Genomic DNA, 14,581 nt, shown 5'->3' on the forward strand with positions numbered 1-14,581 from the left:
AATAATTCTTTAACTGCAAAAGAAAACACCTGGTCAGATAAAACGTTTATCAGGAAGCAACAACTAAGTATAAAGCGGGCAACACATTGTGCTGCCCGCTTTCATATTCTCATTCTACACTTTCTTTCAGGTGTTCATCAAGAAAAATGATCATGGCACGATAAAAATCGAAGCGGTTTTCTTCGTTTCTGAAACCATGTCCTTCATTGTCTTTCACAATGTATTCCACATCGATTCCCCTCGATTCGAGTGCTTCAACAATCTGGTTCGATTCGTTGATATTCACCCGGGGATCGTTGGCTCCCTGAGCCACCAGCAGAGGTGCTTTAATTTGGTCGGCATGGAATACGGGCGACACCTGCGCCAGTAAGAGACTGTCCTTCACCGGATGCCCCATCATTTCCTGAAACATTTCGCGCATGGGCTCCCAGTAAGGTGGAATGGTTTGCAACAGGGTAAACAAATTCGAAACGCCCACATAATCGACGCCACAGGCATAAAGGTCGGGCGTAAAGGCCAGGCCGGCCAGGGTGGCATAACCACCATAACTACCACCGTAAATGGCAACACGCGCAGGATCGGCAATGCCTTGTTCAATCAGCCAGTTCACACCGTCGGTGATATCGTCCTGCATGCTAAGTCCCCATTGTTTGAACGATGCTTCCCAGAATGCACGTCCAAAGCCGGTTGAGCCTCTGAAGTTCATCTGCAGTACAGCATAACCATTATTGGCCAGGAACTGAACTTCAGGATTAAAACCCCAGTAATCGCGGGCCCATGGTCCGCCATGCGGATTAATAACCACAGGCAGGTTTTCGCGTTCGTAACCTTTGGGTACAGTCAGATAACCATGGATGGTAAGGCCATCACGCGACTGGTAGCTGACGGGTTCCATGTTGCACATATTATCAGCATCGAGCCAGGGACTGAGTTCTGCCAGCAAGGAAAGTTCTCTGCCTTCCTTGTTGTAAAGATAATAGGCACCCCGCGTTTTGTCGCTATAAGTGCGGATCATAATTTTATCTTCAGCCTTGTTTCGTCCCGAGAAACTTACTTCTACACCCGGAAGTTCGGCACTAATTTCTTCATAAAGCGCCTTCGTTTCCTCATCGAGAAAATGAATGGTCCGTTTGGCCGTGTAATAACTCACAGCCAGCAGTTTTTTATCCTTTTTTGAATAATCAATACCTGAAATGTCGGCTTCGTCGGTTTCAAAAATTACTTCTAGCTCGTTGGCATTGGCCAGGTCATATACCACCAATGCTTCCTTGTCACGACCGATGTTCGATTTTGCATACACGTATTTGTTGTCGAAGGTAAACATCATGGGCTCCAGCGTCTGTTTAAAATCAAGGGTCAAAACCGGCTCAAAAGCTTCATCCTCGCTTTCACGATACAGGTAAGTCTGATTCACCCCGTCGGAAGCAATGGAAACACGAAGTTTGCCTTCATGATCAGGAATCCAGGCAATAACATTTCCGGGATTTTCGGCCAGCATCACCAGCTCTCCGGTTTCAATATTCAGACGATAAGGGTCAAAAGCTCTGGGATCGCGTTGGTTTAATCCAACAATGACCTCAACAGGATTGTCTTCCAATTCGTCGATGATTTGTGTGCGCACCCCGTCAAAAGCAGTAAGTGCACGGTAATCACTACCGTCGATATTGACGCCATACAGTTGATAATTTTCATCTCCACCTGTATCCTTCAGATAGAGTATGCGTTCGTTGCTGGCCCACATGTAGCCCGCAATGTCGCGATCGGTTTCATCGGTAATTCTTATCGAATCGACACTGCCACCTTTTTGAACAAAAACGTTCAGGCGGTTTTCATATGGTGCCAGATAAGAAAAATATTCACCATTGGGTGAGAGTTGAAAAGCTGTTTTTTCAGGATTTCTGAAGAAATCTTCAAGGGGTACTGGCACCGCTTTTTCAAGCTTCTGATTGCATGCACTCATTACAAAAATCAGAGGAAAAAGAAGGAAAATAAGGTTTTTCATAAGTTCATTTTTTTTTAATGGGTTGAAGTAATAATTCAAGGATTGGTATAAACCAGAAGCCCAATTTACAACAATTTTAAATTAATCACACTAAATATCAACCAATTAATCAGATAAAATGCAATGAAACAAAAGGACAGTATCTGCCGCAGGATTACTCAGCATCGTGTTATTATTCAAATCAATGATGACCATGAACTGTTGGCCGCACTATAGGGAAAATGACAGCATTTCGTAAACTATAATGTCGACTCTGTGTATGTACATTCCCTTCGTATTGAATAAATTCTCAGGTTTTAAATTTAAGACGGAAGAAAACTGAAAAGATAATTGTGCTTTTACTCAAATTCCTTATTTACACGTAACAATTGACCCTTTTTGAGCTGAGGCAATAATTCATCTTTAACAAACTGAAAACCGGGTGCCCTAACAAGTAGCTCCTCGTACAGCAGCAGGGCTTTTTCCGGATCATCCATGCGGGCATGCACCTGCCCCAGCCATGCTCCCAAATGGAAAAATACCCAATTACAGCCGTCTTGCTGTTCTAAAATTGCATACGCTTTTTGGTAATAATCCCGCGCCTTTTCTTTGTCTCCACCAACAAACGAAGGACGCCAAAAAAGTGAATTTCCCATTTCAATCAAAGGCATGTAATCGTTGTCCGATAAATCCATTGCCAGGGTCAGTTTTTCATGATGACCGCTGCTCAGAAAGGGAGCACGCCATGGCGAAAGGGCAATCTGAAAACCAACAGTTGCCGCATCAAGCGCCCTGTAAGTGGCGTGTTTAGGGTATTTCTCGAGCATAAGGTCCAGGTGTCGGCGATGCTTTTTGTAAAGTACCTCAGCTGCATCGTCCCTGTCCTGAGCAAGGTAGTACCCTATCAAACCATACTCAGCAAGCGCCAGGCTGAAGTGTTCGCGGTCGCTTAGTACTTGCCTTTGCAGACTGTCGACCACCCGGGCCCAGGTTTGCATATCGCCCTTCAGAAACAACGCTTCAAAACGGCAATCGAGCCGCTCATCTGCATAACTGCCCAGTGCAAAAGCGAATACCAACAAAAATAGATTCAAGCTTCTCATCTTCTGAAATTTTGCAACAGATCGTTTAGTCCATTCAAATTAATTATCAACACGATAAACCCGTCCTTTCCAGCGAAGCTGCTTCTTCATACGATTGCTAAAATTAAAACGCACCATGCGCGTAAGTGCAAGCATTTGCTGAAAATGGAAACGAATGCTCTTCGCAAGCGGAAAACGACTCAGGCGTGAATACATGATCTTCATTAAAAACAACATGATTAATGATGAAAAGAACAAAAAGAACTTTGCCAGGATAAGAAAGAACAAAAGTCGTCCCCAAACCATCAGCAAAAAGAAGAAAAGCCACCAACGGCTTCCGCCAAAAAACTGATGCACATTGCGCGAAAAGCCCTCAAGCGCCTCATCGTATGATCGATACATCCTGCACAACATGTCATCGTTCCCCAGCAAAACGGCGATGGGTAATTTCTGCTTCTTCATATTACGGGCAATCAGAATATCTTCAACTGCCTGCGATTTCAACTTTTGATGCCACTGATGCTCGCGATAGGAGGCAGCTTCGAAAAACATCATTTGCCCATTGGCGGCCGAAAGTGACGAAAACCAGCGAAGACGCACCAAAGGCAAGGGTAAGAAGCTCAACAAAATCCAGTTCATGACGGGCACTGTTTTCCATTCACCGGCCGTTTCAATGATTTGTTGCGGAAACATTGACAACAGATTCAGCTTTCTTCTTTGAGTGTAAGCCACCGCCCTTTTTAATAAAGAAGGGCGAATGCGTACATCGGCATCGATAAACAGCAGATAGGCTCCACGGGCACGCCGGGCCAACTGATAACAGGCGAAGTTTTTACCCATCCATCCTTCGGGTAGCGGCTCATTGTTAAAGTATTGCAGCAATGGAAAATCAGCACAAAAAGACTGAATAAGGGCTTCACTCCCATCGGTCGACTGATCATTGCACACAATGACTTCAAAGTTGGGATAATCGATCGCCTTTAAATCGACCAGCAGACTTTGCAGATTCTTCTCTTCGTTTCGGGCAGGCACCAGCACCGAAATCATTGGCTGTTCGCCTTCTTCAGTCTTCTCAGGAAGAAATGGCCGCGAAAAATAGTTCACCACCAGCACCAGAAAGCGCAGGAAGAACAGACCAAATAAGAGGTATCCCACAATAATCAGCATACTTTTGCTTTTTGTTTTTCAATACTGCTGGTATAGAACTGCTGGTAAGCCTGCTCCAGTTCAAGCAGTGAATATTCCATGCGGGGCAGTTCAGTCAGATAGAAATTCAGTGCAGGCTTGCGCGTCGAAGCATAATCGATCAGGGCAACATAAAGCAACAATTGTGCTTCGTTGCTTTCTCGAATAATTCGCTCAATACCCTTCTCAAATTTAATCTCCTGCTTGTAAATGCTATTCAGTTTTCCCTGCGGAAACATCACCACGGCATGATTTGCATCTGACAACACATCGCGGGTATAATTCAAACTTGTCAGTACACTTCTGCTTCCGGGCCGAATGGAGTATGCCCCTGCTTTATTCAGAAACATGCGCGACTGTAACTGCTCTTCGAGCATCATCACATGCAGCTTTTTTCCAAGAAACAGCTTGTTCAGGTAAAGTGCCCAAAAACCATCCCACCAGCTTATGTGATTTCCGATAATCAGCGAGGCCGATGCCTCAGCCTTCCACACCCCATCAATTTCGACCGAACTGAAATCGCTCTTTAGCATGTGCCTCACATACCAATCGAAAAAACGGGTATAAAACCAGTGGTGACGTGCTTTGATCATGGAAGGAAGAGATTTAGTACCGCAAAAAAGACCAGCTGAAGCACAAAAATAACTCCTGCCACCCGATTGCGTGTTTCAATCCGGAAGAGCTCAAAACCCGAAGCGATCACCGTCGAAACGATGAACCACATTATATAATTCTGAATTGGTACCTCATTGAACATCCAGTGCCACATGCCGGTTTTCATTGCCACTGGTTCCATAACAAAGTCGAAGCCGGTCATCAGCAGCGCTGCAGCCAAAGGCACAAAGTTTTTCAGCCAGCGCTTCGAGCGTACCAGGGTCACCGCTCCATAACTAAGCACCAGCCAGTTAATTCCTATAAACACCGGTGTGTCGAATACTTTAACAGGAATGGAATCACCATAAAAGTATTCTCCAAAAAGCCAGCCGGTGTGCACTCCCAGGGCTTCGATGGCAATGGTAAAAACAGCCACAGCCAGGAAAAACAGAACATGAAGCCAGTTGAAGTTCGAATGAAACAACAAGAGCATAAAAATATTGATGGTGAGCGAAACCGGTATTAAATGCTCAAACAAATCGCGGGATGCAGGAATCAGGAAACCGGCGATGCCAACGATGTAGAAAATAATCAGAAACTTGGTGGCCTCACGGGCTTCAAGCTGAATAAAGTATTTCTTAATTCGGTTTATCATGCTTTTTTGATTAGTTGATCGACAATTTTTGCTGATGCAATACAGAGCGGTATTCCCCCGCCGGGATGAACGCTTCCGCCTACAAAATAGAGATTTTTATAACGGCGGCTAAAATTCGGATGCCTCAAAAAAGCAGCCATTGCGCTATTTGAACTGTGTCCGTATAACGATCCGTTCACCGACGAGGTTCGTGTTTCAATATCGACGGGCGTCATGATTTTTTCATTGACAATGGCCTTTTCAAGGTCGATATTCAAGGTACTTTCTATTTTATGAATAATCCGCTGACGTGCTTTGGCAGTCAGCGACTCCCAGTTTTGACCAACATTTTCGGGTGCATTCACCATGACAAACCAGTTTTCCGCCCCATTCGGTGCATCGGTGGCGACTACTTTCTTACTGATAAAAATATACACTGTCAGATCATCGGCAAATTCCTTTGTTTTGAAAATACCTTTAAACTCGGCTTCATAATCATTGCTAAACAAGATATTGTGCACATCCAGTTTGCTTTCGAGCTGCATCCCCCAGTAAAAGATCAATGCACTTGAGGAACGTTCTCTCTTGTTCAATTTCCTGTACATGGCCTTTTCGGGCAAAAGTTTACGGTAAAAGTAAGTTACATCCACATCGTTTACAACAATATCGGCTTCATATTGGCGCTTGTCTGTTTCAATACCATAAACAGCCTTGCCATTGTGAAGTACCGATCTGACAGCTTCGTTCAGATGAATCCGTATGCCCATTTCTTCGGCAAGACTCACCAGGCCGTCGACAATCCCGCGCATGCCGTTCTTGGGAAAATACGCTCCGGTGTTATGCTCCAGGTGAGCAATCATGTTCAGGGTGGCCGGTGCACGATAGGGATCACTTCCGTTGTAGGTGGCATACCGGTCGAAAAGCTGAGTTAACCGCTTATCGCCAAACGATTGTTGATTGCGCCGGTGCATGCTCACTGCCGCATCGAGGCGATGGAGGGCCTTAAGGCTTTTCTGACCCGATGGTCCAACATAAGTCGAAATTTTGTGAATCGAATTGAAAAGAAAAAAATCACTGGTATATTCATACAAAAACGATTGCCGCTCAAGATAATTCTCTACAAGTGAACGGTCAATTCCCAGCTGTGCTACTTCATCGACAAACTTTTGGTGCTCGCTCCAGGCAGTCAGTTGGGTCCCGTCGGGAAAGAAGTATTTGCAGCTTACCGGAAGTGCTGTGATATCAATGTAAGCACTCATTTTTCTCCCCGCCAGTTGAAAGAGCTCTTCCAGCAAATTCGGAAGCGTCAACAGCGAAGGTCCCGTATCGAAACGAAAGCCATCCTGTTCAAACATCCCGATTTTTCCTCCGGTCTTGTCACTCTGCTCAAACAAATCGACTTCGTAACCTTTAGCCTTCAATCGTATCGAAGCAGCCAAACCACCTATTCCTGAACCAATTATCAATGCTTTCATTAATAGTGTTTAAATATTTTTAAAATATATCTACACAAAATCAAACAATTTTCTCTAGTTTTGGTTGATATTGATATCAATTAATCACTAAATTGAATAACGAATTTTGAATAAGTTATAAAAACAAAACGGAAAAACCTTTAATGAGGAAAAAACAGGTAATAATAGTGGGCACCGGTCTGGGAGGACTTGCAACAGCGCTTCGATTGTCGACTCAGGGATTTAAGGTGAAGATGATTGAAAAATATCATCAGGCAGGGGGACGATTGAACCTTCTTGAGAAAGACGGTTTCAAGTATGACCTGGGGCCCACTTTTTTTAGTATGAGCTATGAATTTGATGAACTGGTCAAGAGTACAGGCATCAAATATCCATTCGAGTTCATTGAACTGGATCCGCTATTTACAGTCAATATTGATGGAATCCCAAATACCTTTACTATATATAAAGACCTTGAAAGGCTTTCGAAGGAGTTTGAACGTTTTGAGCCCGATTTCAGGACCAAAATGGAAAAACACCTTCGGAAGACGGGTCAACTTTATCACGACACCGAAGGCAAAATCATTCGTCGAAATTTCGATTCGCTGTTCGACTACCTCATACAACTTACCCGTGTACCATTAAAACACAGCCCCTTGCTTGTAAAATCGATGTGGAAGGAATTATGCGATAGTTTTGAATCGAAAGAGGCACGCATGATTTTTTCGCTGGTTGGTTTTTTTCTTGGAGCGACTCCTTTCGACACCCCTGCCATTTTTTCGCTGTTAAATTACATCGAGTTAAAGCACGATGGTTATCACAATGTAAAAGGCGGCATGTACAAAATTGTGGAAGGCCTGTTCAGGGTATTGCGTGAAAGAGAAGTCGACTTTTATTTCAATACCGAAATTACCGATGCAAAAATTGAAAATGAAGAAGTACAGTACCTGATCGACGCTGACGGACGTGAATGGAAAGCCGACTATTATGTGATCAATTCGGATGCAGCCTGGTTCAGGGGGAAGGTATTTAAGAACCCGAAATACAGCGAAAAAAAGCTCGATAAGATGAAATGGACCATGGCTCCATTAACCATTTATCTGGGTATCAATCAAAAACTTGACCGGCTGGAACACCACAACTACTTCCTGGGAAACAATTTCGATCAATATGCCAAAGGGGTTTTCAAAAACAAGGTCTCATTCGAAAAACCCTATTATTATGTAAACGTACCTTCAAAAAATAATCCCGAATATGCTCCCGAAGGAAAAGAAAGTCTTTTCATTCTCTGCCCTTCACCCGATTTACGTTTTAAGCCCGACTACAGCGACCGTGAGCAAATAGCGCAAAACATCATCGACGATCTGTCGCAACGCACGGGCTACGATTTAAACAACATGATCGAAAGTCGTACGGTATTATCGCCCGAACACTGGGGATCGATGTTTAACCTCTACAAGGGAAGCGGCCTCGGACTTGCACACGACCTGAATCAGATTGCCTGGTTCAGACCTGCAAACCACGACGAGCACTTGAAAAATACTTATTATGTAGGTGCTTCAACCGTGCCGGGAACGGGACTTCCCATGGCCATAATCAGTTCTAAATTAACCGTTGAAAAACTAATGAAAGATGATAGAGCTTTTTCGAAAAAATAACCTCAGGTGCAGCATCAATACCACACGTGCCTACAGTACCTCTTTCTCGCTGGGGGTACGCATGCTCTCGAAGGAATACCGCAATCACATTTACAGCATATACGGCTTTGTAAGATATGCCGACGAAATTGTGGATACCTTTTTTGACTTCAATCAGGAAGACCTGTTTCGTGAATTCAGGGAAGACACCTACAAGGCCATCCACCGTGGAATCAGCCTTAACCCGATACTCGACAGTTTTCAGCAAACAGTCAACAGCTGCAAAATTGATCAGGAATTGATCGATGCCTTTCTCGACAGCATGGAAATGGATTTGATGCATACTGCCTACAACCCTGAAATGCTTAAAAAATACATTTACGGATCGGCCGAAGTAGTGGGACTGATGTGTCTGAAAGTTTTTTATGCAAACGACGACAAGATGTATGACGAACTCGTTTATCCTGCCCGTAAATTGGGTGAAGCCTTTCAAAAGGTCAACTTTCTGCGTGATGCTCAGGACGATTTTGAGAATAAAGGAAGAATTTACTTCAAAAACATCGACTTTAGCAACTTTACCGAAGAAGCCAAAAAACAAATAGAAACAGACATTCAGTTCGACTTTGACGAAGCCTTTAAAGGAATCATCCGGCTCAAACCCGATGTACGGCTTGGTGTTTACCTGTCTTACCGTTATTACCTGAACCTGTTTGAGAAAATCAAATCGGCCTCTCCAGATCACATTCTAAAAGAACGCTTTAGTGTTCCCAACCACAAAAAAGGAGTACTGATGTTCAAGGCATCGCTGCGAAACGCTGTTGGTATTTTTTAGGCCTTGAACAAAGCAGCTAATTTTCTATCTTCGCCCTTTCAATGCAAGAAAGAAATGAGCACCCAAAAAAATATTTTACCTGCCGAATGGCATACTCAGCTGGCTGTGCAGCTTACCTGGCCACATGCGGGCTCCGACTGGGCCGATCGACTTAACGAGGCCGAGAGCTGCTTTGTTGAAATTGCCGAAGCCATTGCTGCACGTCAACAACTTATCATTGTATGCGATGATGCGATAAGGGTTAAGAAACAACTAAAGGAAAGCCTGCACAACAACATTCTTTTTTTCGAATGCCCGGCCAACGATACCTGGGCGCGCGATCATGGCGGCATTACCGTACTTGAAAACGGAAAACCGGTGATTTACGATTTCTGCTTCAATGGCTGGGGTATGAAGTTTGCAGCCAACCACGACAATCTCATCACCCGGCAACTAAGCAAACACAGTTTCTTCGAAGCCTATGGTTATCAGAACATGAATTTCTTCGTGTTCGAAGGAGGCAGTATCGAGTCGGATGGTCGTGGTACCCTGCTCACCACTTCGGCCTGCCTGTTATCAGCTAACCGGAACGACTCACTCTCGCAGCACGAAATTGAAGCCTGCATGCAGCAGTTTTTTGGCGCCGACCGCATTTTGTGGTTAAACCACGGTTATTTGGCCGGCGACGATACCGACAGCCACATCGATACGCTGGCCCGCTTTTGCGACGAAAGCACCATTGCCTATGTACAATGTACCGATCGCAACGACGAACACTACGAAGCACTGAAACGAATGGAAGAAGAACTAAAGCAGTTTCGCCAGCCAAACGGCGAAGCATATCGGCTGGTTCCACTGCCCATGGCAAAGCCTGTTTACGATAAAGTCGACGGTCACCGCCTGCCGGCCACCTACGCCAACTTCCTCATTATCAACGAAGCCGTTTTGCTTCCGGTATACAACTGCCCCACCGATGAAGCCGCCATACACATTATGCAACAAACCTTCCCCGACAGGGAAATTGTACCCGTCGATTGTTCCATATTAATTACCCAACACGGATCATTACACTGCGTTAGCATGCAGTATCCGAAATTTGATTAATTGGAACTGATTTCATTATTATTTAGTTTTGTAACATTATGAAAACAGCCATCATACAACAAACCAATACGGCAGACCTGAATGCCAATAAAGAGAAACTGAAGCACAACATTGAAGAATGTGCCCGAATGGGGGCCGAACTCATTGTACTCCAGGAGCTGCACAACAGCCTCTATTTCTGCCAGCAGGAAGATACCGGCCTATTCGATCTGGCCGAAACAATTCCGGGACCATCGACCGATTTTTACGGTCAACTGGCCGCTGCCAATAAGGTGGTGATTGTTAGTTCGCTCTTTGAAAAAAGGGCAGCTGGACTTTACCATAACACAGCCGTGGTATTTGAGAAAGACGGATCGATTGCAGGAACTTACCGCAAAATGCACATCCCCGACGATCCGGGCTTTTACGAAAAATTTTATTTTACCCCCGGCGATACGGGCTTTCATCCCATCGACACTTCGGTGGGAAAACTGGGTGTACTGGTTTGCTGGGATCAGTGGTACCCCGAAGCCGCACGCATGATGGCGCTTGCAGGAGCCGAAGTGCTCATTTATCCTACCGCAATTGGCTGGGACATGAACGACGATGAAGCCGAACGCGAGCGGCAGCGTGCTGCATGGATCACCGTGCAGCGAGGACACGCCGTAGCCAATGGGTTACCGGTGGTAGCCGTTAATCGCGTTGGCCACGAAGCCGACCCGCTGGGAAGCAGCAGCGGCATCAATTTCTGGGGAAGCAGTTTTGTTGCCGGTCCTCAGGGCGAATTGCTGTACGAAGCACCCACCAATGCCGAAGTCAACCAACTGGTCGACATCGACCTGAAACGGTCCGAAGCAGTAAGACGCATCTGGCCCTTCCTGCGCGACCGCCGCATCGATGCTTACAAAGATCTGAAGAAACGCTTCAGAGACTAAACATAACTTATTGTATCAAACAAAAAGGCAGTTGAAAACCAACTGCCTTTTTGTTTGATAACTGCCTCCCACTATTTGGTCAGGCCGCTGTTCTTTAAATATTCCAGACTTTTTTCCACACTTTCGAGAGGAGAATAATTGTATTTTTCCACCTCAACAATGTAGTGCTGCACACCGGCTTTATCAGCCAGGCTCATGAGCTGTTCAAAATCCATTTTTCCGCTGCCCCCCAGTTCTGCTTCATCTTTCAGATGCCAGAGCTCGAAGCGGCCGGGATAAGCTTCAACATAGTCGGCTGCCTTTTTCCCGCCTTCCTGAATCCAGTACAGGTCGAGTTGAAACATCACTTTTTCAGGATCGGTATGCTGAAGCATGTAGTCGTAACGTACTATGCCATCAACTGTTTCGAATTCACGGGTATGATTATGATAGCCAAAACGGATGCCTTTGGCATTGCACATGGCACCTACCTCGTTGAAATAATCGCAGTAACGCTGAAGATCGGCCAGGGAACCATAGCCCCGTTCATCCATCGCTGCCTGTACAAGGTATTTTACTCCTGCCCTGGCATGTGCGTCGATACATTGTTCCCACCAGGCCATTACCTCCTCGTAGTTGGCTGAATCGGGCAGCGGGTGCCCGGCATGCGACGAAAGAAACCTGAGCCCATGCCCATTCAACATCTGCTTGAATTCAACAGGCTCCATTCCGTAGAATTTTCCATCGTTGTACGATGCAGCCTCGACAAACTGGTAGCCCATGGCTCCCAACTGCGTAATTGTTGCTTCGGCATCGCTTTGCATGGCCTTACGTACCGACCAAAGTTGTATACCCACTTCGCGTTTTTCATCGCACGAAGAAGAGGCGATAAACAAAACTGCGATCAGCAAAAAAGGAAGTATTTTTCGTATCATAATTCCCTGATCTTAATATTCCGGAACCACACATCATCTCCGTGGTCCTGGAGCCCGATGTAACCTTTGGAGGCTGTATTGACAAAATCGTCCCAATCGGCAAATTTACTGTCGGCACACATGGCTTTCCAGTCGTCGGTCCATAAATGGTATTCCAGCACATTTTCACCATTCATGTTGTGAATTACGGTACCCTTGTAAACGGTGATCAGCACCTTGTTCCATTCTCCGGCTGGTTTTGCATTTTGAGGAACAGCAGGAATCAGGTCGTACAGTGATCCTGCCTGTCGGTTGCCGTCTTTCCCCAGCTTGGCATCGGGATGGCGATCGTTATCGAGCACCTGCATTTCGGGCGACGACTTGTAAATGGGTTCCATTGGAATAGAATCGTTTCCGCATCGTTCACGGGCCAGGTAGAAAATTCCACTGTTTCCGCCTTCCGAAACCTTCCATTCAAGAGCCAGCTCGAAATTTTGGTATTCTTTTCGGGTGATGATGTCGCCACCATCGCTTGCACCGGCTTCTCCCCTTCCCGATCCGTTAATGTGGATGGTTCCTTCTTCCACTTCCCAGGCACCCGGCACATCGCTCATGCAGTAACCTCTCCAAAGATCCATGGTACTACCATCGAACAGGAGTTCCCAGCCATCGGCTTTTTCTTTCTTCGTTAACTGGTTAGGACCAGCTTTTTCGGCACAGGCACTTGCCAATATTGCAAGCACCAGTGAGCTTATAAAAAGTATTCTGTTTTTCATCGTTTTTATTTTTTCAGTTTAAACTAAAGAGGCATATCGGGCAAAGACCAGCCATCGCGGTACTCATGTTTGATGAGTTCCTGTGCAAATGCTCGTGCATTCATCGGCTCGGTCCAGTCCTTATTAAATGTCGGATGTCCGTCATGTATTTTGAATCCGTCCTTAATCACGGTACGAATGGTCTCGTCGTCAGCGATGTTGGTAAACTGCATATTGGCTCCGTCCCATTCGAGTTCTTTATTCAGGCTTTGAAGACGTACGGCAAGCACTCCCATGACGACCATCTCGTTAAACGGACCAGCCTCGCTGAAAGGAGAAAGGGTTTCAACGCGGTTTTCGGGTGTTTCCTTGCAGGCACGTACCCAGTCCATTTCATGGCTCAGGGATATGCGGGGCATCCATTGCTTAACATTCGGAGTTCGGCCTGAAAGCAGCCACGGATCAACACCATAACAACCTGTTATTAGTTTGTCCTTTGTTCCATGAAAGATAACACCCCCGCCTTGATTATTCATGTCGCGGCCGGCCGGCCAGCCTTCTGGCTTCAAGGGTTGCAGTCCGCCATCGTACCAATGCACCTCCACTTCGGGCATTTTCACTTTTCCTGCTTTCTTTCTTTCAGGGAAAAGCATTTTTACCCTCTGTGCTACGGGAGCAGCATCGGTTAGCAGCAGGGTGGAACTTCCCTGTGCTTTTACCGGGTAAGCCAGATTCAATCCTTTAAATACAGGATGTAAGATGTGACAGGCCATGTCGCCGAGGGCTCCGGTTCCAAAATCCCACCAGCCCCTGAAATTCCAGGGAGTGTAAATCTCGTTGTAAGGCCGCATTTTGGCAGGACCAATAAAAAGATCCCAGTTCATGGTATCGGGGATGGCCTGAACTTCTTCAGGACGATTCAAGCCCTGCGGCCAGATGGGGCGATCGGTGAAAGCTTCAACACGGGTAATTTCACCTATTTCACCGTTTTGTATCCATTCGGTGGATAAGGCAACCCCTTCGCCCGAAGCACCCTGATTTCCCATTTGGGTGGCTACACGGTATTTCTCCGCCAGGCGTGTGAGCAGGCGTGATTCGTAAACGGTGTGCGTAAGTGGTTTTTCAACATATACATGCATCCCCAGGGTAATGGCATGGGCAGCAACAATGGCATGGGTATGGTCGGCCGTGGCAATCACAACGGCATCGATCGAGTCTTTCATCTCGTCGAGCATCACCCGCCAGTCCCAGTAACGCTTTGCTTTCGGAAAATAGTCAAAGGTACCTTTGGCATATCTCCAGTCGACATCACACAGCGCAACGATGTTTTGGCTTTCCATGGCCTTGAGTACTCCTGCTCCGCGTCCGCCAATTCCCACCCCGGCAATGTTCAGTTTGTCGCTTGGAGCAGGATGCCCCAATCCGCCAATTACCGACGAGGGCAAAATGCTAAAGCCGGCAGCTGCCAGTGCGGTAGCACCCAAAAACTTTCTCCGGCTAATGCCTGAATTCTCATGATTTTCCATTTTTCAGTATT

The 14,581-nt window shown here is 45.9% G+C and carries 13 protein-coding genes; 4 read left to right on the plus strand and 9 right to left on the minus strand.

Translation table 11 applies throughout. From position 1 onward, the window contains the following. Nucleotides 1–109: 109 nt before the first annotated feature. The 6 genes from FHS86_RS13350 to crtD form a co-directional block, all read right to left on the minus strand. Complete coding sequence (locus tag FHS86_RS13350) at nucleotides 110–2,002, minus strand: S9 family peptidase (protein ID WP_429414491.1); 1,893 nt, start codon at nucleotides 2,000–2,002, stop codon at nucleotides 110–112. Nucleotides 2,003–2,340: 338 nt separating this feature from the next. Beyond that, nucleotides 2,341–3,084, minus strand: coding sequence for a tetratricopeptide repeat protein (locus FHS86_RS13355; RefSeq protein ID WP_429414494.1), 744 nt, complete (start codon nucleotides 3,082–3,084; stop codon nucleotides 2,341–2,343). Between the two features lie 39 nt (nucleotides 3,085–3,123). Further along, complete coding sequence (locus FHS86_RS13360; RefSeq protein ID WP_429414497.1) at nucleotides 3,124–4,230, minus strand: glycosyltransferase family 2 protein; 1,107 nt, start codon at nucleotides 4,228–4,230, stop codon at nucleotides 3,124–3,126. Continuing rightward, nucleotides 4,224–4,841, minus strand: a complete 618-nt coding sequence (locus tag FHS86_RS13365) for a 1-acyl-sn-glycerol-3-phosphate acyltransferase (protein ID WP_429414499.1) — start codon at nucleotides 4,839–4,841, stop codon at nucleotides 4,224–4,226. Before FHS86_RS13365 ends, FHS86_RS13360 begins: the two co-directional genes overlap by 7 nt. Then, nucleotides 4,838–5,497: a carotenoid biosynthesis protein gene (locus FHS86_RS13370; RefSeq protein WP_429414502.1), complete on the minus strand. Its 660-nt coding sequence runs from the start codon at nucleotides 5,495–5,497 to the stop codon at nucleotides 4,838–4,840. Before FHS86_RS13370 ends, FHS86_RS13365 begins: the two co-directional genes overlap by 4 nt. After that, nucleotides 5,494–6,951 carry a 1-hydroxycarotenoid 3,4-desaturase CrtD gene (crtD, locus tag FHS86_RS13375; protein ID WP_429414504.1) on the minus strand — a complete coding sequence of 486 codons (1,458 nt, stop codon included), beginning with the start codon at nucleotides 6,949–6,951 and terminating at the stop codon, nucleotides 5,494–5,496. Before crtD ends, FHS86_RS13370 begins: the two co-directional genes overlap by 4 nt. A 143-nt stretch (nucleotides 6,952–7,094) precedes the next feature. Between crtD and FHS86_RS13380 the strand changes: the two genes are divergently transcribed. The 4 genes from FHS86_RS13380 to FHS86_RS13395 are packed head-to-tail and all read left to right on the plus strand — an operon-like array spanning nucleotide 7,095 to nucleotide 11,396. Then, on the plus strand, nucleotides 7,095–8,588 hold the full coding sequence (locus FHS86_RS13380) for a phytoene desaturase family protein (protein WP_429414507.1): 1,494 nt from the start codon (nucleotides 7,095–7,097) through the stop codon (nucleotides 8,586–8,588). Continuing rightward, nucleotides 8,563–9,399 (plus strand): phytoene/squalene synthase family protein, encoded by an 837-nt coding sequence (locus tag FHS86_RS13385; protein ID WP_429414510.1) that lies wholly within the window; start codon nucleotides 8,563–8,565, stop codon nucleotides 9,397–9,399. The genes FHS86_RS13380 and FHS86_RS13385 overlap by 26 nt, the downstream gene beginning before the upstream one ends. A 54-nt stretch (nucleotides 9,400–9,453) precedes the next feature. Continuing rightward, complete coding sequence (locus FHS86_RS13390; RefSeq protein WP_429414513.1) at nucleotides 9,454–10,482, plus strand: agmatine deiminase family protein; 1,029 nt, start codon at nucleotides 9,454–9,456, stop codon at nucleotides 10,480–10,482. Nucleotides 10,483–10,520: 38 nt separating this feature from the next. Further along, nucleotides 10,521–11,396 carry a carbon-nitrogen hydrolase gene (locus FHS86_RS13395; RefSeq protein ID WP_429414516.1) on the plus strand — a complete coding sequence of 292 codons (876 nt, stop codon included), beginning with the start codon at nucleotides 10,521–10,523 and terminating at the stop codon, nucleotides 11,394–11,396. A 71-nt stretch (nucleotides 11,397–11,467) separates the two neighbouring features. On the opposite strand, the gene FHS86_RS13400 is transcribed toward FHS86_RS13395, so the two are convergent. The 3 genes from FHS86_RS13400 to FHS86_RS13410 are packed head-to-tail and all read right to left on the minus strand — an operon-like array spanning nucleotide 11,468 to nucleotide 14,570. Further along, nucleotides 11,468–12,310 carry a sugar phosphate isomerase/epimerase family protein gene (locus FHS86_RS13400; protein WP_429414519.1) on the minus strand — a complete coding sequence of 281 codons (843 nt, stop codon included), beginning with the start codon at nucleotides 12,308–12,310 and terminating at the stop codon, nucleotides 11,468–11,470. After that, nucleotides 12,307–13,065, minus strand: coding sequence for a 3-keto-disaccharide hydrolase (locus FHS86_RS13405; RefSeq protein ID WP_429414522.1), 759 nt, complete (start codon nucleotides 13,063–13,065; stop codon nucleotides 12,307–12,309). The genes FHS86_RS13400 and FHS86_RS13405 overlap by 4 nt, the downstream gene beginning before the upstream one ends. A gap of 23 nt (nucleotides 13,066–13,088) precedes the next feature. Further along, entirely contained in the window at nucleotides 13,089–14,570 is a 1,482-nt protein-coding gene (locus FHS86_RS13410; RefSeq protein WP_429414524.1) for a Gfo/Idh/MocA family protein, read from the minus strand. Between the last annotated feature and the right edge of the window lie 11 nt (nucleotides 14,571–14,581).

Source organism: Roseimarinus sediminis (assembly GCF_050433125.1).
Classification (GTDB): Bacteria; Bacteroidota; Bacteroidia; order Bacteroidales; family Prolixibacteraceae; genus Roseimarinus; species Roseimarinus sediminis.